Here is a 19,888-nt window from a genome sequence, read left to right as displayed (position 1 = left end):
CGTTCCCGGTTTCGTCAGCGTCTTCGCGACTAGAGGTCGAGTGTCACGCCGACGTAGATGTAGCGGCCGAGGGCGTCGTAAACCTGCGGGAAGGTGTTGCCGTTCTCGGTGACCGGCAAAGCCTGACCGTTGACCGGAGGCTGACGATCCAGAAGGTTGTTCGTACCGATGCGGAAGGTGAACTTGTCCGCAACAGGCACCGTCAGCGAGAGGTCGAAGTAGCTCTGCGCCGCAATGTGATCATTGCCCGGGTTACCGCCGACTGCAGTGGTGCCGGCGTCTTCATTGCTGACCTTGCGGAAGTAGCGCCATGCACCCGAGACGCTCACACCTTCGGGCAGCGTCCAGGTCAAGCGGGCATTGTGGCGCCACTTGGGCAGCGGAGTACCGCACTGCGCACCGAAGTGACCGCTGCACTCGTAAGCATCCGAGCCGATCGGCGACACCTTGAACTTGTCGAGGTAGGTGCCGACGAGCGAGGCGCCGAGCGTACCGAAGCGACCGATCGGCTGGCTGTACGACATCGTAACGTCGATACCAGCGGTCTTTACCTTACCGGTGTTGAGGTTCGTATCGATGACATAACCGTCCGGACGATCGAGGCGACCCGAGGCACCGCGAACAATCAGGCCGCACACCGAAGTGTTGCCACTGATGCACGAGTTGATGATCGTATCGGCGCCGATGACGCCGATCTGCTGTTTCACCTGGATCTGGAAGTAGTCAACCGTAGCCTGGAAGCCCCGCAGGAAACTCGGAGTCAAGACAACACCGCCAGTGTAGGAGTCCGAGATTTCCGGTTTCAGGTCCGGGTTTCCGCCGACCTGGCCGTTGTACTGGCCGGCCGGGTTAGCGGCGAAGGTGCCGTACTGTGCCGCGGAAACGCCGGTGAGTGCGCATTGCGCTGCAGTTGCGCGAGGGGCCGTTTCATCAGGCAGGACGGCGCACGGATCGCTTGAACCGTCGAGACCAATGCTCCGCGCCGCAAACAGCTCCGAAAGGTTCGGTGAGCGAACCGCGCGATTGTAGCTGGCACGGAACTTCAGGTCGCGGACCGGGGCCCACGAGCCCTCGAACTTGTAGGTATCCGTGTTGTACTTGTTGATGCCCCCGCCAATATCATAGTGCGAGTAACGGTAACCGGCGCTCGCGCGAAGGTCGTAGAAAAATGGCTTTTCCTGGACCAGCGGCAGGGACGCTTCGACGAAGCCTTCCTTGACGTTGTAGGTGCCCGAGTTCGGCGTGGTCGGGCCACCCTGGCCTGCACCGTCGCCGCTGAGGAAGTTGGTGTCGACTTCGTAGTTCAGCGTCTCCTTACGATATTCGCCACCGACGTTCATCGCAAAGCCCTCGTTGGCCAACGGGCTCGTCAGGCCGTACTCGCCACCCTGGAACGTGACCGAGGCATCGGCGACCTGCTCGCTGGTCTGGCCACGCGAGAACAACGGAATCTGCAGGTAGTTAAGAGCAGCGGAAGTGACGCCACCCGTCGTGAAGATGTTGTAGGGAACGCAGGCGGGATCGCTGCCGTCGACAACCGAGCGGCAGGTCGGCACGCCGCCTACGTCGACGACGTCGAGCGCCTTGCCGAGACGCGAGATCGAAAAGTCGTTGCGGTAGGTCTGCGCGAAGTCGACCCGGCTGTACTGGTAATAGGCATCGTAGCTGAAGCCCTTGGCGAATTCGCCCTTGGCACCGATCACGCCACGATACGTCGTGTGCTGCAGGTCATCGCGACGACCGCCACCTTCGACGTTCCGGCGACCGACATACACGGCCGCCCGGGTGACGCCGCGGTCATCGACGGTCGTATTGCCGGGGGTGCAGATGATCCCCTGCTGCTGCGCAGAAAGCAGCGGATTATCGCAATTGATCGTCCCGGTGTTGAAGAAATCGCCCGACGGCGCGATCTGCGCGACAGTGCGATCATCCTGGAACATGAATTCCATATAGGGCTTGAAAGCATCGGCCACGTCGTAGTGTGCAAAGAAACCTGCCGTGTAGCGCTCGTCGGGACGCTGGTAATAGTTGGTCGGCGCGAAGTTGTAGAGAACTCGACCGGGAGCGAACTGGTTACCCTCGACATGGTAATAGGTCTTGGTATCGACCTGGTAGAACGATCCCGCCGGCGAAGTGCCTGAGCCGCCGCAGGTGTACTTGCGGCCACCTGCAGCAACGCTGGCAGTGGAGTTGGCGGACAGCGAGCAGGCCGAATAGTCGCGGCGATCCTGGGAGACCGAGTTGATCCTGCGGTAGCCAGCATAGGCGGTGACATGGCCACGGCCGTCATCGAAACCTGCACCGAAGACGGCGGTGGCATCATAGGTAGCACCGTCGGTGACGTTGCCGCTCGGGTAGCCGTAACCGCGTGCCTTCAGAGCATCGGTGATGTCGCTCCCGGCGCGATTGTCGTGATTATACAGGCTGTACTGGCTGTCGAGCTTGAAACCGTCGAACTCGGTATCCATGACGAAGTTGACGACGCCAGAGACGGCGTCGGCACCGTACACCGACGAAGCGCCGCCGGTCGAAACGTCGATCCGCTTGATGAGGGAAGCTGGGATTAGGTTGATGTCCGCAGCCTGGTCGGTGGTGCGCGGATCGCCCGAGATCAGGCGGCGGCCGTTGATCAGCACCAGGGTGCGGCTCGGCCCGAGGTCGCGAAGGTCGATCGTCGCGGTGCCGGTAGCGCCGTTCGAGATGCTACCACCCTGGCCGGCAAAGACCTGCGGCAGCGAGTTCAGGAGATCTTCGACGCGCGTGGTGCCGAACTGCTTGATCTGGGCGGCACCGACGACAGTAACGGGGCTGGCGGAAGCGAGCTCCGGACGCGGGATGCGCGAGCCGGTGACGACGATGGTCTCGTCCGACGAGCCCTGGCCCGACGTGGCGCTCTTGGTGGCTTCGGTCGGCGCGGGCGCGATCGGCGCTTCGACGGTCTGCGCGAAGGTCGGGACCGACATCATTGCAGTACCTGCAACGATCGTCGACGCGAGCAGACGCCGCTTCAAGCTATAGTGCATTCTTTGAACCCCTTCTGAGCGGCAAACCGCGTTGTGCGGTTTTGCCGTTATTCGATGGGAGCAAGCTACAGGACGAAAGAAGCCTCAAGCAATCGACATGCTGCAGTTGCGATGAGAATCGACCACGTTGTTACCGTTTGGCAACAGTGCGACAGCCCGCGTTGTGCGCCGCGCGACGCTGGGGTACGGCACGGCTCCGTTGTTCTTCGAGGTGCCGATGCCCGTCCGTCCGTCGTATCTCATCGCCGCAGTAGTGCTGGTGGCCGGTGTCGGTTCAAGCCAGGCGCGAAGCCCCTCCGACAGCCCGCCGGCGCTGCAGAAGGTCTTCGACTGCCGGGCGATCACCGACAATACGGCGCGGCTGGCGTGCTACGATGCCAATGTTGGCCAGTTGAGCGAGGCCCGCACCCGCGGCGATATCGCCATGGTCGACCGCGAGCAGGTCAAGGATGCCAAGCGCAAATTGTTCGGTTTCAGCCTGCCGAGCATCAGCCTGTTCAATCACGACGACAAGGACGACAAGGACATCCGCAAGGCGGCGCGCGCCGACGAGGTCGAGGAAATCACCGCCAAGATCCGCACCGTCGGCCACAATGCCGAGGGTGCCTTGGTGATCACGCTCGAGGATGGGGCGCGGTGGGAGCAGACCGACGCGATGATCTTCGGCCGCGCTCCCAAGCCCGGCTCGACCGCGACGATCAAGCGCGGCGCGTTCGGCAGCTTCAAGGTGAGCATCGACGGTAGTCCTTCCGCCAAAGTGCGCCGGATCGGCTAGCGGGCGTCGCGGCTAGCGGGCGTAGCGGGCGAGTGCCTCGCGGGCGCGCGCGTCGACAGTAGCGACGATTGGCCAGACTGCGGCGATCGCGGCCTCGTGACGGGTCCACTTGTCGGGGCGGGGCGCCGACACGACCGTCGGGGACAGCGGCAGCGATTCCGCCAGTATGCGGTCCCAGCCGAGGCCGACGCGAGCACTGAGCGAACTCAGCGTCGCCTGCGGGTCGGCGAGCAGGCCGTCGTACGACACCGACACGACGCGCCCCGTCGCCATCGCCTCGAGATCATCGAGGAGGATGGCCATCGTGCTCGCCCATTGCCGCGCGACGATCTCCGGAAGGGACAGGCTGCCCAACTCGCGCCAGCCGGGAACCAGCAGCAGCGACCATGGCGTCGTCCGCCAGCCCGGCAGCAGCGGGTAGGTCCGGAACCGGCCGGAGCCCCAGGCCTCCAGCATGCTCGACATGGTTTCGCGGGCATCGCGGTACAGGAAGACGAACTGTGCGTCGGGGAAGACCGTGTCCAAGAACGGCACGCGCAGGCTGTTCTTGGGGGTTTTCTCGATCATCCTGACCCGACCGACCGGGGCGTTGCCGTCGCGGTCGCGGAGCGAGGCGCGGAAGCGCTGCGCGATCTCGCGCGTGATCGCCGGAGTGGCATCGGCGGCGGTCAGTCGGTTCGAGGTCCAGCCGCGTTCGCGGGGGTGCAGGCCGGGGATTTGCTCGATAAGCCCGTGGCTTTCGCCGCCGATGGTGTGGACTTCCGGGGCCTGGGCCAGCGTCTGGAACAGCAGCGATGAGCCCGAGCGCGGGGAACTTAGGATGAAAACCGGGCGGTCGATGCCGGCGTCGTGGGTGGCGCGTCGCTGGCTGTCTTCCACGATCTAGTGCGTCGCGGCCCGGACCCCGACGACCGGCGGCAGCGCGGCGTTCAGGGTGAAGACGATCTCCGCGATCTGGCGGTCGACGGTCAGCCCGTTGCGGAGCAGCAGGTGCGCGCCACCGAGGCGAGGCAGGTCTGCCTCGAGCACCACGAGCAGCTCGCGATAGGTCGACGCACCCTCGTTCGACGAGCCGTAGCGCGCCCACGCGCCCGCCCAGCCCGCGACGAGCCGGTCGAGCCGGCGGGCGACGACCTCGATCGGCTGGCCGGGCAGGGCCTCGGCAATCAGGAAGTCGACGTGGTAGCGGAGTTCCCAGGGCGACATCAGGCTTGCCGTGTTGGTGCGCTCGAAGCTCAGCCGGTCGAAGCTCGACCCGGTGGGGACGACCACCCGCCTCTCGGGACTGGTGCCGGGAGCGGCAGCGCGCGCGGCCTCGATCAGGTCCCACAGGCCCTCACCGCCGACGGTGTCGAGCACCAGGTGGACGCGCGCGCTGGCGCCACCGTTGCGGACCCGGTGGCTCGAGAAGGTGTCGAATACCCAGCACTCGCCCGCCGCCATGTGGACGGTCTCGCCGGCGCAGGTGAACAGCACGTCGGGGGTCGTGATGATCGGGACATGGAGGCGGACGTGGGTGCGCCAGTAGAAGTGCGTGTCGATATGGGGCGGTACCACCGCTCCCGGCGCGAGGCGCATCAGCCGGCTGCGGCCCCAGACTGCGCCGATCGCTGCCATCACCTCGGTGATGTAGGGGCAGGCGCGCAGGTGCGCGGTCGGAGCCATCGGGGCCGCGGTGGCATCGCTCATCTGGCCATTGGTGGTGACGAGGCGCACGGCGGCGTTGCCGGGCAGGGCGCTGGGGTGAGGGACCCACGCCGCCGCCGGCAGCGCACGGACTTCGGCCGCCATTGCCTCGACATCGAAGGCGATCGGCAGCCGCAGCAGTGGCTCGCTCAGGCGCATGGGATGGTCGCGACGGTCGGCATCGATGCTGTTTTAGTGCGCCGATGCCGACCTGTCATGTCCCCCTTACGCGGCGCTCAGCAGCAGTTTCCCGTCCCCCTCGTCGACCTTGACCGTCGACCCGTCCGGGACTTCGCCCCCCAGGATCAGGTCGGCGAGCGGGTCCTGCACGAACTTCTGAACCGCGCGCTTCAGCGGCCGCGCACCGTAGACCGGGTCATAGCCGACCCGCGCCAGCCAGCGCCGGGCCGCGTCGGTGGTCTCCAGCACGATCTTGCGGTCGCGCAGCAGCGACTGCACGCGCTCCAGCTGGAGGTCGACGATGCCGCCCATGTCCGCCATCGCCAGCCGGCTGAACAACACGATCTCGTCGAGGCGGTTGAGGAACTCCGGGCGGAAGTGGCCGCGGACGATCTCCATGACCTGGGGCTCGACGTCGGTCACCGGCTGTTCGTCGCGGAGCGCGGCGATGAACTGCGACCCGAGGTTCGACGTCAGCACGATGATCGTGTTGGTGAAGTCGACGGTGCGGCCCTGGCCATCGGTGAGCCGCCCGTCGTCGAGGACCTGGAGCAGGATGTTGAAGACGTCCGGATGAGCCTTCTCGACCTCGTCGAACAGGATGACTTGGTAGGGCCGCCGCCGCACCGCCTCGGTCAGCACGCCGCCCTCGTCGTAGCCGACGTAGCCCGGAGGCGCGCCGATCAGGCGGCTGACGGCATGCTTCTCCATGTATTCGCTCATGTCGATGCGGACCATCGCGGCTGCATCGTCGAACAGGAAGCGCGCCAGCGCCTTGGTCAGCTCGGTCTTGCCGACGCCCGTAGGCCCGAGGAACAGGAACGAGCCGAGCGGCCGGTTGGGGTCCTGCAGCCCGGCGCGAGCCCGGCGCACGGCAGCCGACACGGCGCGCACGGCGGCGGGCTGCCCAATGACCTGCTTCGACAGCGCCGTCTCCATGCCGAGCAGTTTTTCGCGTTCGCCCGCTAGCATCCGGTCGACCGGGATGCCGGTGGCGCGCGAGACGACCGCCGCGATGTCGTCGCTGGTGACTTCCTCGCGGACCATCGCCGAGGCGGTGGCCTGCTCGGCCTCGTGCAACTGGCGCTCGAGGTCCGGAATTCGGCCGTAAGTCAGCTCGCCCGCCTTGGCATAGTCGCCGGAGCGCTGGGCCTGCTCGACCTCCAGCCGCGCCGCGTCGAGTTGCGCCTTGATGTCGGTCGCGCCCGCCAGCTTGTCTTTCTCGGCGGTCCACTTGGCGGTCAGTGCGCCCGACTGCTCCTCGAGGTTGACCAGCTCACCCTCCAGCGTCTCGAGCCGGTCCTTCGACGCAGCATCGGTCTCGCGCTTCAGGGCCTCGCGCTCGATGCGCAGCTGCATGATGCGGCGGTCGAGGTTCTCGATCTCCTCGGGCTTCGACTCGACCTCCATGCGCAACCGCGAGGCGGCCTCGTCCATCAGGTCGATCGCCTTGTCGGGCAGGAAGCGGTCGGTGATGTAGCGGTTCGACAGCGTCGCGGCGGCGACGATTGCGCCGTCGGTGATGCGGACGCCGTGGTGGAGTTCGTACTTTTCCTTGAGGCCGCGCAGGATCGAGATCGTGTCCTCCACGGTCGGCTCGCCGACGAATACCGGCTGGAAGCGGCGTTCGAGCGCGGCGTCCTTCTCGACGTACTTGCGGTATTCCGCGAGCGTCGTCGCGCCGATGCAGTGGAGTTCGCCGCGCGCCAGCGCCGGCTTGAGCAGGTTGGAAGCGTCCATCGAGCCTTCGGACGCGCCGGCACCGACGAGCGTATGCATCTCGTCTATGAACAGCACGACGTCGGAGCCCTCGGCGCGGACCTCGTCGAGCACGCCCTTCAGGCGCTCCTCGAACTCGCCGCGGTACTTCGCGCCCGCGATCAGCGCGCCCAGATCGAGCGACATCAGGCGGCGGTCCTTGAGGCCGTCGGGGACATCGCCGTTGGCGATACGCAGCGCCAGGCCCTCGACGATCGCGGTCTTGCCGACGCCGGGCTCGCCGATCAGCACGGGGTTGTTCTTCGTGCGGCGTGCCAGGACCTGGATGGTGCGGCGGATTTCCTCGTCGCGGCCGATCACCGGGTCGAGCTTGCCGTCGCGCGCCGCCTGCGTCAGGTCGCGGGCGTATTTGTTGAGCGCGTCGAACTGGTTCTCGGCCCCGGCGGTGTCCGCCGACCGCCCCTTGCGCGCCGTGTCGATGGCGGTGTTGAGGCCCTGTGGGGTCATCCCCGAGGCGACGAGCGCCTTGCCCGCGTCGGTGGTCGTCGCCAGCGCCAGCGCCATCAGCAGGCGCTCGACGGTGACGAAGCTGTCGCCGGCCTTGGTGGCGATCTGCTCGGCCTGGTCGAGGATGCGCGCGGTGTCGTTGTCCCACGACAGGCTATTGGCGCCGCCGCCGGTGACCTTGGCCTGCTTCGACAACGCGAGGTCGACGGCCTGCGCGGCGGTCGAGGGCTCGCCCCCGGCGGCGCGGATCAGACCGGAGGCCATGCCCTGCTCGTCCTCCAGCAGCGCCTTCAACAGGTGCGCGGGCGTAATGCGCTGGTGGTCCAGGCGCAGTGCCACGGTCTGCGCGGACTGGAGGAAGCCCTTGGCGCGGTCAGAGAATTTTTCGATGTTCATGACGCTCGATATTGGTGTGGTATGCGGGCAACACAAGTGGGCATCACATCGTTAATGAAAGGTTCCACCCAACCCTGTCGCGGAACGCTTCGACCAGATTGTTACGGCGTTGGGGAACTCTCGGGCGGGACAGGTGTCGTTACGGCGAACAAGGAGGAACTTTATGCATAGTCTTACTATTCTACTTGCCGGTGCAACGCTTGCGGTCGGTACCGCGGCCATCGCGCAGGCTCCTGCACCCGCCGCCGCGGCGGCACCTGCGCTCGCGGCCGGGGCGACTGTCTACGATCCTACAGGGGCCGAGGCCGGGACGGTCGATTCGATCAACGGCGACCTCGTCGTGGTGTCGACAGGGACCAACAAGATTTCGATGCCAAAGGCTTCGTTCGGCGCCGGGGCCAAGGGTCCGATGGTGTCGGTGACCAAGGCGCAGATCGACGCCGCCGCCAGCCAGGCGGCCGCGCAGCAGACCGCGGCGTTGAAGAGTGCGCTCGTCGTCGGTGCCTCGGTGAAGGGCTCGAGTGGCAGCCCGGTCGGAACCGTCAAGTCGATCGCCGCCGACAATGTTGTCGTCCAGAGCGCCAAGGGTCCGGTCGCCGTACCGCTGAACGCGTTCTCGGCAGGGGCGGGCGGCCTGATGATCGCCATGACCGCCGCAGAGTTCGAGACGGCTGCCGCTGCGGCCACCGCGAGCGCCACGCCGCAGTAGGGCGCGCCCCGGCGAGACGATCGATCTGAAGGATCGGCCGGTAACTTCCGCGTTACCGGCCGGTCTTTGTCACCTAACTGTAACTAAACTCTGCCACCGACACTTTTGTCGGGCCGCGACCGGTTCGTCTTGATCTGAGGATTCGGAATGACCGTCGTGATGACCCGAGGCATGCGCACGATTGCAGCGCTGCTCGCCGCAACTGCCCTCGCTGCTCCTGCAGTCGCCGCTGACATCACCGGCGCCGGCGCCACTTTCCCCGCGCCGCTCTACGCCAAGTGGGGCTCAGCCTATAAGGCCGCGACCAAGAACCAGCTGAATTACCAGGCGATCGGATCGGGTGCCGGCCAGGCCCAGATCAAGGCCCGCACCGTCGACTTCGGCGCGTCCGACGACGCGATGAAGGCCGAGGACCTTTCTTCGAACGGCCTCGTCCAGTTCCCCGCCGTGATCGGTTCGGAAGTCATCATCGTCAACCTGCCCGGCGTCGCGGCCAACCAGCTGCGCCTGACCCCCGACATCATCGCGGCGATCTACCAGGGCAAGATCACCAAGTGGAATGATCCCGCCATTGTCGCCTTCAACAAGGGCGTGCCGCTGCGTCCGATGCCGATCACGCCGGTCTATCGCTCGGACTCGTCGGGCACGACCGCGATCTTCACCAACTACCTGACCAAGGCTGCCAACGGCTGGACGCTGGGTGCCGGCAAGACGATCAGCTGGCCCGCCGGTTCGGGCGGCAAGGGCAACGACGGCGTTGCCGGCAACGTCAAGAACACCGTCGGCGCGCTCGGCTACGTCGAGTTCAACTATGCCTTCGCCAACAAGCTGACGACGACCAAGCTCAGCAACGCGGCGGGCAAGTTCATCGACCCGACCCCGGCCAGCTTCAACGCTGCCGCGGCGCAGGCCGACTGGGCCAAGGCCCCCAACGCGGTCGCCAACATGCTGGCGCTGCCGGGTGCCAACACCTGGCCGATCGTCAGCGCGACCTACATCCTGGTTCCCGCCAAGCCGACCAACGCCGCCGGCACCAGCGCCGCCCTGGCGTTCTTCGACTGGAGCTTCAAGAACGGCGGCAAGCTCGCCCAGCAGCTCGGCTATTTGCCGCTGCCGGCGGCAGCGATCCAGCGTGTCCGGGTCGAGTGGAAGGCCATCTCGGGCGCCACGCTGCCCAAGTAAGATGACCGACATCGCCACACCGGTGCCGCTGCCGATCGGGCCGCTTGCCACCACGCCCATGCCGACCGACGATTCTCCGCGCCATTCGGCGGGCGCGGAGAAATTGTTCTCGGGCACCGTCACGACCGCGGGCCTGATCGTCCTGGTCCTGCTCGGCGCGATCATACTGATGCTCGCGTACGGCGCCTGGCCGGCGTTCAAGGCGTTCGGCATCGGCTTCCTGTGGACCCCGGTGTGGGACTCGGTGAACAACAATTACGGCGCCGGGATCATGGTCTACGGCACCTTGCTCAGCTCGGTGCTGGCGCTGCTGATCGCGGTGCCGCTGTCGGTCGGGGTCGCCTACTTCCTGACCGAGATCCTGCCCTCGGCGTTCCGCCGCCCGATCGGCGTCGCGATCCAGCTGCTCGCGGCGATCCCGTCGATCATCTACGGCATGTGGGGCTTCTTCGTCCTCGCGCCGTGGCTGGCGGAGCACTTCATCCTCGACGTCGCCGATGCCGCTGCTGGCGTCCCCGGCCTCAACAAGGTGCTCGACTACGGCTCGGGCAACAGTGTCTTCACCGCGGGCCTCGTGCTCGGGGTGATGATCCTGCCGCTGATCACCGCGATGTTCGTCGAGATCCTGGGGGCCACGCCGGTGGTGCTCAAGGAGTCGGTCTACGGTCTCGGCGCGACCCGTTTCGAGGTCATCCGCCACGTCGCGATCCCCTACGGCCGCCGCGCCATGGTCGGTGCGGTGATGCTCGGCCTCGGCCGCGCGCTCGGCGAGACGATGGCGGTGGTGTTCATCATCGGCAACGCGACCCGCCTGTCGCCCAACATCTTCGCGCAGGGGTCGACGATCGCCTCGACCATCGCCAACGAGTTCGCCGAGGCCGGCTTCGGCACGATGAAGCTCGCGGCGCTGCTCGGCCTCGGGCTGACACTGTTCATCATCTCCTTCATCGTCCTGTCGGCATCGCGCCTGCTGGTCGCCCCCCGCGCCGCGAGTTGATCCGATGAGCGCCCATGCCACCCGCCGCAAGGCAACCAACCTCGTCGTCGCGGTGCTCGCGTCCACCGCTGCGGTGGTCGCGCTGGCGGTCCTCGCATCGATCCTGTGGACGCTGCTGTCGCGCGGCCTGCCGGCGCTGCGCTGGAGCACGCTGACCACCTCGATGGCCCCGACCGGCGAGAACGGCGGCCTCGCCAACGCGATCATCGGCAGTCTCATCCAGGTCGGCATCGGCATGGCGATCGCCACGCCGATCGGCGTGCTGGCGGGGACCTATCTGTCCGAATATGCGCGCGGTTCGAAGCTCGGCAACGTCACGCGCTTCGTCAGCGACATCCTGTTGTCGGCACCGTCGATCCTGATTGGCCTGTTCGTCTACACCTTGCTGGTCGCGACAACGCAGACCTACTCGGGCATCGCCGGAGCGGTCGCGCTCGCCGTCATCGCCATCCCGATCATCATCCGGACGACGGAGGACATGCTGTCGCTGGTGCCGATCGCGCTGCGCGAAGCCGCCGCCGCACTCGGTGCGCCGAAGTGGAAGGTGACGACGCTGATCGCCTGGCGCGCCGCCGGCTCGGGCATGCTGACCGGTCTGCTGCTGGCGCTGGCGCGGGTCGCGGGCGAAACCGCGCCGCTGCTGTTCACGTCGCTGGGTAACCTCAACTGGTCGGTTTCGCTGGCCAAGCCGATGGCGAGCCTGCCCGTTGCGATCTACCAATTTGCCGCCAGCCCGTACGAGGATCTCGTGCAGCTGGCCTGGGCCGGGGCGCTGCTGATCACGCTCGGGGTGTTGATGATCAACATCCTGGCGCAGCTCACCATCGGCCGTCGGCGCTAAGGATGAACGCTATGACCCAACCGCCGGAAATGTCCTCGCTCGCCGATGTCGTCGGGCGGCACGATACGCTCGCCGGAGCGTCGCCGTACATCGTCACCCGCAACCTCGATTTCTTCTACGGCGACCACAAGTCGCTGACCTCGGTCAACCTCGAGTTCCCGGAGAAGCGCGTCACCGCGCTGATCGGGCCGTCGGGCTGCGGGAAGTCGACGCTGCTGCGCGTCATCAACCGGATGTACAGCCTGTACCCGGGCCAGCGCGCCACCGGCGAAGTGCTGATGGACGGCCTCAACCTGATCGATCCCAAGGTCGACCCGACCGACCTGCGCGCCCGCGTCGGCATGGTCTTCCAGAAGCCGACGCCGTTCCCGATGACGATCTACGACAACATCGCCTTCGGGGTCCGGCTGCACGAGCGGCTGAGCAAGTCGGCGATGGACGAGCGCGTCGAGTGGAGCCTGCAGAAGGCGGCGCTGTGGACCGAGGCCAAGGACCGGTTGCACAGCTCGGCGCTCGGCATGTCGGGCGGCCAGCAGCAGCGGCTGTGCATTGCGCGGACCATCGCGGTGAAACCCAAGGTGCTGCTGTTCGACGAGCCGACCTCGGCGCTCGACCCGATCTCGACCGCCAAGGTCGAGGAACTGATCGCCGAACTCCGCGCCGACTTCACGATCATCATCGTCACCCACTCGATGCAGCAGGCGGCGCGCAGCTCGGACCAGACCGCGTTCATGTACCTCGGCCAGGTCATCGAAGTTGGGCCGACGGCCGAGATCTTCACCAACCCGCGGGAAAAGCAGACCCGCGAATATGTTACCGGGCGCTTCGGTTGAGGCATCACGGCCGGGCCAGCCTTGGAGACGATCAATGACCTCGACTGCCCCGCTACCGCACACGGTGTCGTCCTACGACTCCGACCTGCTGGAGCTGCGTTCGATCGTCGGCCAGATGGGTGCGCTCGCCGAGAGCCAGCTCACCGCCGCCTTCGACGCGCTGACCGACCGCGACGTCGCTGCGGCGCTGGCGGTGACGGCGATCGACGACCGCATCGACACCCTGCAGGAAGAAGCCGAGCGTGCCGCGACCGGCATCTTCTCGCGCCACTCGCCACTTGCCGACGACCTCCGCGAGGTCATGGCGTCGCTCAAGATCGCCGGCTGGCTGGAGCGTGTCGGCGACTATGCCAAGAACATCGCCAAGCGCGCCGTGACCCTCGCCCAGCTGCCTGAGTCGAGCGGTGCCGGCGAGTTGGTCGAGCTTGCAGCCCTCGCCAAGCGGCTGCTCCGGATCGCGCTGGCCGCCTACCTGGAGCGCGATATCGAGATGGCGCACGATGCGGTCCAGGGCGACGCGGCGATCGACCGCGAATACAGCCGGGTCTTCGAGCGGCTCGTCACGCTGACCGCGGCGGACATCGGCGCGGCGACCGGCTTTGCCCACCTCCAGTTCATCGCGAAGAACCTCGAGCGCATCGCCGACCAGGCCACCAACATCGCCGAACAGGTCGGCTTCGCGATCAGCGGGGCGCCGGTGGCGCGGCGTGAAAAGGCCGACGGCCTGCTCGGCGACGGCTAGGCCTGCCGCCCGATCCGTCGGGCAACCAGCGCGAACCCCGCCGCGTCGAGACGTTCGCCGAGCATCTCGCTGGCGTGCGCGAGGCCGTCGATATCGGCTGCATCGACGAAGTGACCGAGCACCCGATGGACCAGCGCGAACTCGCCGCGCCGCGCCCCCTCGATGACCGTCAGCATCGCCAGCTCGTCGGGGGTGGGGCAGCAATGCACCGGCGCACCGACCGCGATCTGCCACCGCGTCCGGCTCGCGAACAGGTCGAGCCACGCCCCGAGCGCGCCGAACACCGCCGCGCTCTCCGGCTTCAGCGCGATCGCCTCGGCCGCGCCCGGCGCCGTCACCCCGTCGATGACCATCTGCCGGATCGCGGCAACGACGATGCGCTCGTCCGGAGTCAGGCCGGGACAGCGCGGCAGCGGCACCCCTGTCGGCAGCGGTGCCCGCTGCAGCCGCTCGATCCAGACTCGCGCATCGCTCATCAGAAGGTCCCGGTCAGTGAAACGCTGAGGTTGCGGCCCGGCTGGGTGTAGGCGTCGAGCGTCGCGGACGACGCCGCCAGCCCGCGCACGTCGGACCACCAGGCGTATTTCTTGTCGAAGACGTTGAACAAGCCGGCGCGGACGGTCGCCCATGGCGCGGGCCGGACGTAGGCGGTCAGGTCGAGGATGGTGAAGCCGGGCGGCGTGAAGCAGGTCGGCGAGCAGGTCTCGGCGACGCGCGACTGGGCCTTGCGCGCGACATGGGTGACGATCGCCTGCCCGCCGAAGCGGCCTTCCGGGTCGCGGTACGAGACCCCGCCGGTGATCTTGAAGGGGTCGACGCTGGACAACGCCGTGGCGATGCCGGCGGCGTGGCGTTCGCCGCGGGCGAGGGCGGCGGCGCTGTCGATGCGGAAACCGCCACCGAGGTCGGCCTCGACGCGCGCCTCGACGCCGTGAACCTGGACCCGGCCGACGTTGACGTACTGGAAGATGCCGGGATCGGTAGGGGTGAAGCTGCCGCCGAGCTGCGCCTGCTCGATGAAGTCCTTGAACCAGCCATAGAAGCCGGTGAGGCTGGCATCGAGCTTGACGCCGCCGAGCGCGAGCTTGCGCACCCTGAGCCCGCCCTCGACGCTGTCGCTGGTCTCCGGCTTGAGGTCGGGGTTGGCGAGCGACCTGTAGTTCTGGACGAGGTTGACAAAGCCGTTGTTGACCTGGCTCGGCGTCGGCGCCTTGAAGCCCGCGGCGTACGAACCGTACAGCCCGAAGCTGTCGCTCAGCCAGCCGATCGCGCCAAGCTTGGGTGACACCCGGCTGTCGTGCTGGGCGGCGGGCGTGCCGAGGAACTGCGGATCGGCGCGGGGCTTGAGCTTGTAATAGTCGAGGCGCACCGCCGGATAGAACAGCAGGCGGCCGCCGCCGGTGTCGATCTCGTCCTGCGCGAAGACGCCGGCGAGGGTGAAACGGGTGTCCGGGAAGGCCTTGGTCGGAAAGGTCTCGCCGACCGGCGGCACGGTGCCGTCGCGCAGGCCGGTCTGCAGGGTTTGCGAAACGTCGAAGCCGGTGACGATGCGGTGGCCGATCGCCCCGGTGTCGAACTTCAGCGTCGCCTCGCCGACCGCGCCGAAGATGCGGTCGTCGAAGCGGTTGATGCGGGTCCGGTCGGCGGAGACGTTGCGGTCCTCGGCGCTGAACTGGCGGGTCCGGCTGTCCTGCCAATAGCCGATCAGGCTGGCCTGCTCGACGATGCCTTCGCCCTTGTAGCCCCAGTCGAGGCTGGCGCGGTCGCGGCGGCTGGTGTCGTGCGCGAGGAGGCTCAGCGTGCTGCTCGCGCCCAGCGGCGGGAGCGCGATGGCGCTGAGCACGTCGGTGTCGACGGTGCGGTCGTTGTGCTCGTAGGTGGCGCGGAGGCGGTGGCCGGGGGCAGGGGTCCAGACCAGCTTGGCGAGCACGGCGTCGTTGTCGACGTCGGTCGGGTTGGGCGTCGTGCGAAGCACGCTGGCGCTGTCGTTCTTGCCTTTGTCGTCGAGGGCGTGGCCGTCGCGGCGGGTGTAGGCGACCATCGCCTGCAGGTCGCCGCTTCGCCCCGCGACGGCACCCGCCTTGGTCCAGTTGCCGTCGGCGTCGGAATAGCCGAGCCGCAGCCGGCCGCCGACATTGGCACCGACCGCGAGCAGGTCCTCGGGGTCCCTGGTGATGAAGCTGACCGCGCCCGCGACGCCGTCACTGCCGTACAGCGGCGACGCCGGGCCGCGCAGGATCTCGACCGACTTGAGCAGGTCGAGGTCGGCGTAGTCGCCGCGCCCGTTGGCCTGTGCGCCGAACGCGAAGGCGTCCGGGAGCCGGATGCCGTCGGTCTGGATCAGCACGCGGTTGCCTTCGAGGCCACGGATGGTGAAGCCGCTGTTGCCGTCGCGGCCCGTCGAGCCGAGCGCCGCGGTGAAGCGCGACGGCTGCGCCCGCACCGACACGCCGGGCTCGAAGCGCACGAGGTCCTTGATGTCGTCGATCAGCAGGTCGTCGATCTGTGCGGCGGTGATGACGCTGACCGTCGCCGGCGCCTCGATCACGGGCGTCGCGATGCGCGTCGCCGTGACCGTGATGGTGCCGAGCGTGTCGTCTGCCGCCGCCGCATGGCCTGCCCCGGCCCCGAACAGCGCGCCGAGGCCCGCGCCGGCCAGCAAGTAGCGCTTCATCGTCGTCGTCGTCATCGTCGTTGTTGTCATCAAGTCCCCCTGCGAATGGATCGCAATAACACCATGTAGATATTGCGAGTCAATCGCAATCATGGCAAAAGACCGGGACAAGCTTCGAGGGATTGACGATGAACGACTGGAAATTGGCACTGTTGGCGCTGGCCTTGGCGACCGGCGGGACCGTCGGCGCGCCGCTGCTCGCCGCGCCCGTCAGCGAGGCCACGGCGACCGTCCCGGAAGCAGACCGCCGCGCCATCCTGGCGATGGCCGGGACCTTCAAGGTCAAGTTCGACTTCCGCGAGAAGGTCGCCTTCGTGCCCGGCTACACACCGATCCCGGGCAAGGTCCAGGGCGGCCACGAGGTCGTCCGCGTCGTCGTCGACACCGGCGACCACATCGTGCTCCAGCACCTGTTCGTCGTCGGCGACTCCGCCGACAAGGCCGCCAAGCCGGTCGTCATCAAGCACTGGCGGCAGGACTGGACCTGGCAGCCGAGGACCGTGCTGACCTATCGCGGCGCCTCGGTCTGGGCCGCCGAGCCGGTGGCCGCCGCCGACGCGACCGGCGCGTGGTCGCAGACGGTCTGGCAGACCGACGATTCACCGCGCTACGGCGGCATCGGGCGCTGGACCTATCTCGGCGGCGTCGCGAGCTGGACGAGCGCCCCGACCTGGCGGCCGCTGGCCCGCCGGGACGCGACCCGCCACCCGGTCTACGACCGCTATTACGGCGTCAACCGCCACGCCCTGACCCCGACCGCTGGGTCCACGAGCAGGACAACAACAAGCTCGGCCTGAAGGATGGCAAGCTCGTCACCTACGTCGACGAGACCGTCGTCAACACCTACGACCGCGACGCGAGCTTCGACACCGCCGCCGCCGATGCCTATTGGGCCAGGACCGCGAACTACTGGGCGGGCGTCCGCCGCGCCTGGGATGCGAGTCTCGCGGGCAACACGCCGCTGACCGTCACCGAGGTCGCCGCGACCGGCTCGGTCACCGGCGAGAAACTGATGGGCTGGGCGGACGAGATCGCCGACGGCACGCTGTCCGAACCCGATGCCGGCAAGCAGGCGGTCGCCCTGATCGGCGGGCTCGCCACCGCCAAGGCCGGTCGGGTGCTCTGATCCGGGCACCGGCAGGCGGATCGCCGCCGCGGCGGGCAGGGCGTTCCGCCGCGGCCGTTCTGGGCTAATAGGCTTGGCATGTCACCGCGCCTGTCCCCGCTGAAGCTCAAGGTGCAGTTCGTCTGTGGCGATGGCTTCGCGATCGGGCCGGGCAAGGCCGACCTGCTCGCGGCGATCCGCGACACCGGTTCGATCTCGGCGGCGGGGCGCCATCTTGGCTACAGCTACCGCCGCACCTGGCTGATGGTCGACACGATGAACCGCAGCTGGCGCGAGCCGCTGGTCGCCAAGGAGCACGGCGGCACCCGCGGCGGCGGCGCGTCGCTGACGCCGTTCGGCGCGGACGTGCTGGCGCGCTACCGGGCGCTGGAGCAGGCGGTAGCAGCAGCCGCGACCGGCCCGGCGACGTCGCTGCTCGCCGATCTGCTCGCCGCGCCACAGGCGGCCCACAAAAGCTGAGGGCGCTCGCTACCCTCTGGCGTTGCGACTAGGGCGATGTATAGCATCATATATCTCGAGTCGATGATCGAGCAGAATTACAGCGTCGATCCCGCGGCGCTCGCAGCGGGGGTTCCAGAGGGTTCATGATGACGACACGCATCCGCCGTTCGGTCGTGCTCGGCTTTATCGGGTTCGCACTGGTCGCCCCGGTCATCGCGCAGGCCGCCGAGACGCAGGTTGCGGTTGCCGCCAATTTCACCGAGCCGGCCAAGGAGATCGCCGCCGCCTTCACCAGGGCGACCGGCAACACCGCGGTGCTCAGCTTCGGCTCCTCGGGCGCGTTCTACACGCAGATGGCGCACGGCGCGCCGTTCGAGGTGTTCCTGTCCGCCGACGCCGACCGGCCCAGGAAGGCCGAGCAGGACGGCCTCGCCGTGCCGCGCAGCCGTTTCACCTACGCCATCGGCCGCCTGGTCCTTTACTCGACGGTGCCGGGGCTGGTCGACGACGGCGGCACGGTGCTGAAGTCGGGCAAGTTCGCGCATCTGTCGATCGCCGACCCAACCGCTGCGCCCTACGGAGCGGCTGCCATCCAGACGATGCAGAAGCTCGGCATCTACGCCCCGCTCAGCGCGAAGATCGTCAAGGGCAGCTCGATAACCCAGGCCTACCAGTTCGTCGCGACCAATGCGGCCGAGCTCGGCTTCGTGGCGCAGAGCCAGGTCATCAACGTGCCCGGCGGCTCGCGCTGGCTGGTGCCGGCCAAGGACCACAAGCCGATCGAGCAGCAGGCGGTGCTGCTGCGGACCGGCGCCGGCAACCCCGCGGCGGCGGCGTTCCTGAAGTTCCTGCGCGGCCCGGAAGCGACCGCGATCATCAAACGCTACGGCTACGAGGTACGCTGATCCCAAGGCTTTCCGGGTGGGCCTAGCGGCTCGGATCGATCAGGTATTTCTCGCCGGTCGCCTTGCGCTGGTACGCCATCAGGACCTCGGGATTGAGCGCCTCGGCGAGGCCGATGGTTGCCGTATAGTGGCTGGAGAAGGTCGTCGTCAGCTCGTCGACGACGCGCTGGCGCAGGCGCGCCGCGACCTCGGCACCGGCCTTCTGCAGGAATGGGAACAACAGCCAGCCGCTGAGGCTCCACGAAAAGCCGAAGGTGCGGTTGAGGATCGTCGGGCCGAGGTCGAGGGCGCCGTAAATGTACAGCTGCTTGAAAGTCGTTGAGCCGTAGCGGTTGTAGGTGCCGGGGGTGCGGTTCGCCGCTGTTTCCATCGCGGCGAGGATCTGGCCCGCCAGCTTGCCGCCGCCGATCGCGTCGAAGCCGAGGGTGGCACCGGTCGCGACGATCGCATCGGTCAGCGTTGTCTCGAAGTCGGGCAGGCTGCTGTCGATCACATACGCCGCGCCGAGGCTGCGGAGCAGCGCCGCGGACGCTTCGCCGCGCACGACGTTGACCAGCGGAATGCCGTCGGCGTGGCAGATCCGGTGGAGCATCTGGCCGAGGTTCGATGCAGCGGCGGTGTGAACGATCGCGGTGTGGCCCTCGGCGCGCATCGTCTCGACGAAACCGAGCGCGGTCAGTGGGTTGACGAACATCGAGGCGCCGTCGGCGGCACTCGCATCGTCGGGGATGATCGCGCAGTCCCGCGCCGCGAGCTTGCGGAACTGGGTGTACATGCCGCCGCCGATCATGCCGACCTTCTTGCCCTCGAGGTGGCTGACATCGGCACCGGCGCGGACGACGGTCCCGGCGCCCTCGTTGCCGACCGGCATCGACTCGCCGACGCGCGCCGCGACCGTAGCCATGCGGGCGGGCGGCACGTCGAAGGTCAGTACCGGCCGCTCGGCAGAGCCGCTGGCGCGCAACGTCGCGAGGTCGGCAGGTCCGAGCAGCAGCCCGAGGTCGGAGGGGTTGATCGGCGCGCCCTCGACCCGCACCACGATCTCGTCGGGGCCGGGGTCGGGGAGGGTGACGTCCTCCAGCGACAGGACGAGTTTCCCGTCCGCGGTCACGATCGACCTGAGTTCCAGTCCGCTCGACCCGTCGCCCATAT

Annotated in this window: 17 protein-coding genes; 10 read left to right on the top strand and 7 right to left on the bottom strand. The window is 67.7% G+C overall.

The window, feature by feature from the left end; genetic code table 11:
• Positions 1–29 precede the first annotated feature (29 nt).
• Positions 30–3,023, bottom strand: a complete 2,994-nt coding sequence (locus tag KX816_12540; GenBank protein ID QXQ05107.1) for a TonB-dependent receptor — start codon at positions 3,021–3,023, stop codon at positions 30–32.
• A gap of 163 nt (positions 3,024–3,186) precedes the next feature.
• Between KX816_12540 and KX816_12535 the strand changes: the two genes are divergently transcribed.
• The gene (locus KX816_12535; protein QXQ05106.1) at positions 3,187–3,798 is read left to right on the top strand and encodes a hypothetical protein; all 612 of its coding nucleotides are present in this window, start codon (positions 3,187–3,189) and stop codon (positions 3,796–3,798) included.
• 12 nt (positions 3,799–3,810) lie between these two features.
• On the opposite strand, the gene KX816_12530 is transcribed toward KX816_12535, so the two are convergent.
• The 3 genes from KX816_12530 to clpB form a co-directional block, all read right to left on the bottom strand.
• Positions 3,811–4,677, bottom strand: coding sequence for a sulfotransferase (locus KX816_12530; protein ID QXQ05105.1), 867 nt, complete (start codon positions 4,675–4,677; stop codon positions 3,811–3,813).
• A gap of 3 nt (positions 4,678–4,680) precedes the next feature.
• Positions 4,681–5,643 (bottom strand): aspartyl/asparaginyl beta-hydroxylase domain-containing protein, encoded by a 963-nt coding sequence (locus tag KX816_12525; protein ID QXQ05104.1) that lies wholly within the window; start codon positions 5,641–5,643, stop codon positions 4,681–4,683.
• Positions 5,644–5,709: 66 nt separating this feature from the next.
• On the bottom strand, positions 5,710–8,286 hold the full coding sequence (gene clpB, locus KX816_12520) for an ATP-dependent chaperone ClpB (protein ID QXQ05103.1): 2,577 nt from the start codon (positions 8,284–8,286) through the stop codon (positions 5,710–5,712).
• Positions 8,287–8,449: 163 nt separating this feature from the next.
• Here clpB and KX816_12515 point away from each other — a divergent pair, with 163 nt between their 5' ends.
• The 6 genes from KX816_12515 to phoU all read left to right on the top strand — a co-directional run bounded on the left by KX816_12515 (position 8,450) and on the right by phoU (position 13,590).
• Positions 8,450–8,995, top strand: a complete 546-nt coding sequence (locus tag KX816_12515; protein ID QXQ05102.1) for a hypothetical protein — start codon at positions 8,450–8,452, stop codon at positions 8,993–8,995.
• Between the two features lie 159 nt (positions 8,996–9,154).
• Positions 9,155–10,177: a phosphate ABC transporter substrate-binding protein PstS gene (pstS, locus tag KX816_12510; protein QXQ08546.1), complete on the top strand. Its 1,023-nt coding sequence runs from the start codon at positions 9,155–9,157 to the stop codon at positions 10,175–10,177.
• A 58-nt stretch (positions 10,178–10,235) separates the two neighbouring features.
• Positions 10,236–11,174, top strand: coding sequence for a phosphate ABC transporter permease subunit PstC (gene pstC, locus KX816_12505; GenBank protein QXQ08545.1), 939 nt, complete (start codon positions 10,236–10,238; stop codon positions 11,172–11,174).
• Between the two features lie 4 nt (positions 11,175–11,178).
• On the top strand, positions 11,179–12,015 hold the full coding sequence (gene pstA, locus KX816_12500) for a phosphate ABC transporter permease PstA (GenBank protein QXQ05101.1): 837 nt from the start codon (positions 11,179–11,181) through the stop codon (positions 12,013–12,015).
• Between the two features lie 11 nt (positions 12,016–12,026).
• On the top strand, positions 12,027–12,848 hold the full coding sequence (gene pstB, locus KX816_12495; GenBank protein QXQ05100.1) for a phosphate ABC transporter ATP-binding protein PstB: 822 nt from the start codon (positions 12,027–12,029) through the stop codon (positions 12,846–12,848).
• A 34-nt stretch (positions 12,849–12,882) separates the two neighbouring features.
• Positions 12,883–13,590: a phosphate signaling complex protein PhoU gene (gene phoU / locus KX816_12490; GenBank protein QXQ05099.1), complete on the top strand. Its 708-nt coding sequence runs from the start codon at positions 12,883–12,885 to the stop codon at positions 13,588–13,590.
• Here the strand turns inward: phoU and KX816_12485 are convergent.
• Positions 13,587–14,066: a hypothetical protein gene (locus KX816_12485; protein ID QXQ05098.1), complete on the bottom strand. Its 480-nt coding sequence runs from the start codon at positions 14,064–14,066 to the stop codon at positions 13,587–13,589. The two genes, phoU and KX816_12485, sit on opposite strands and share 4 nt — an antisense overlap.
• On the bottom strand, positions 14,066–16,294 hold the full coding sequence (locus tag KX816_12480; GenBank protein ID QXQ05097.1) for a TonB-dependent hemoglobin/transferrin/lactoferrin family receptor: 2,229 nt from the start codon (positions 16,292–16,294) through the stop codon (positions 14,066–14,068). The genes KX816_12485 and KX816_12480 overlap by 1 nt, the downstream gene beginning before the upstream one ends.
• Before the next feature lie 98 nt (positions 16,295–16,392).
• Between KX816_12480 and KX816_12475 the strand changes: the two genes are divergently transcribed.
• The 3 genes from KX816_12475 to modA all read left to right on the top strand — a co-directional run bounded on the left by KX816_12475 (position 16,393) and on the right by modA (position 18,736).
• The gene (locus KX816_12475) at positions 16,393–17,061 is read left to right on the top strand and encodes a hypothetical protein (protein ID QXQ05096.1); all 669 of its coding nucleotides are present in this window, start codon (positions 16,393–16,395) and stop codon (positions 17,059–17,061) included.
• Between the two features lie 407 nt (positions 17,062–17,468).
• Positions 17,469–17,849, top strand: a complete 381-nt coding sequence (locus tag KX816_12470; protein QXQ05095.1) for a LysR family transcriptional regulator — start codon at positions 17,469–17,471, stop codon at positions 17,847–17,849.
• Positions 17,850–17,977: 128 nt separating this feature from the next.
• Entirely contained in the window at positions 17,978–18,736 is a 759-nt protein-coding gene (gene modA / locus KX816_12465) for a molybdate ABC transporter substrate-binding protein (GenBank protein ID QXQ08544.1), read from the top strand.
• Positions 18,737–18,758: 22 nt separating this feature from the next.
• Here modA and KX816_12460 read toward each other — a convergent pair whose 3' ends face one another.
• A complete protein-coding gene (locus tag KX816_12460) occupies positions 18,759–19,886 on the bottom strand; it encodes a zinc-binding dehydrogenase (protein ID QXQ05094.1) in 1,128 nt (375 codons plus the stop codon).
• Positions 19,887–19,888: the final 2 nt, after the last annotated feature.

The organism is Sphingosinicellaceae bacterium (genome assembly GCA_019285715.1).
GTDB lineage: Bacteria > Pseudomonadota > Alphaproteobacteria > Sphingomonadales > Sphingomonadaceae > Glacieibacterium.
The sequence above is the reverse complement of the archived record's forward strand: the minus strand, read 5'-3'. Positions and strand labels throughout refer to the sequence as shown.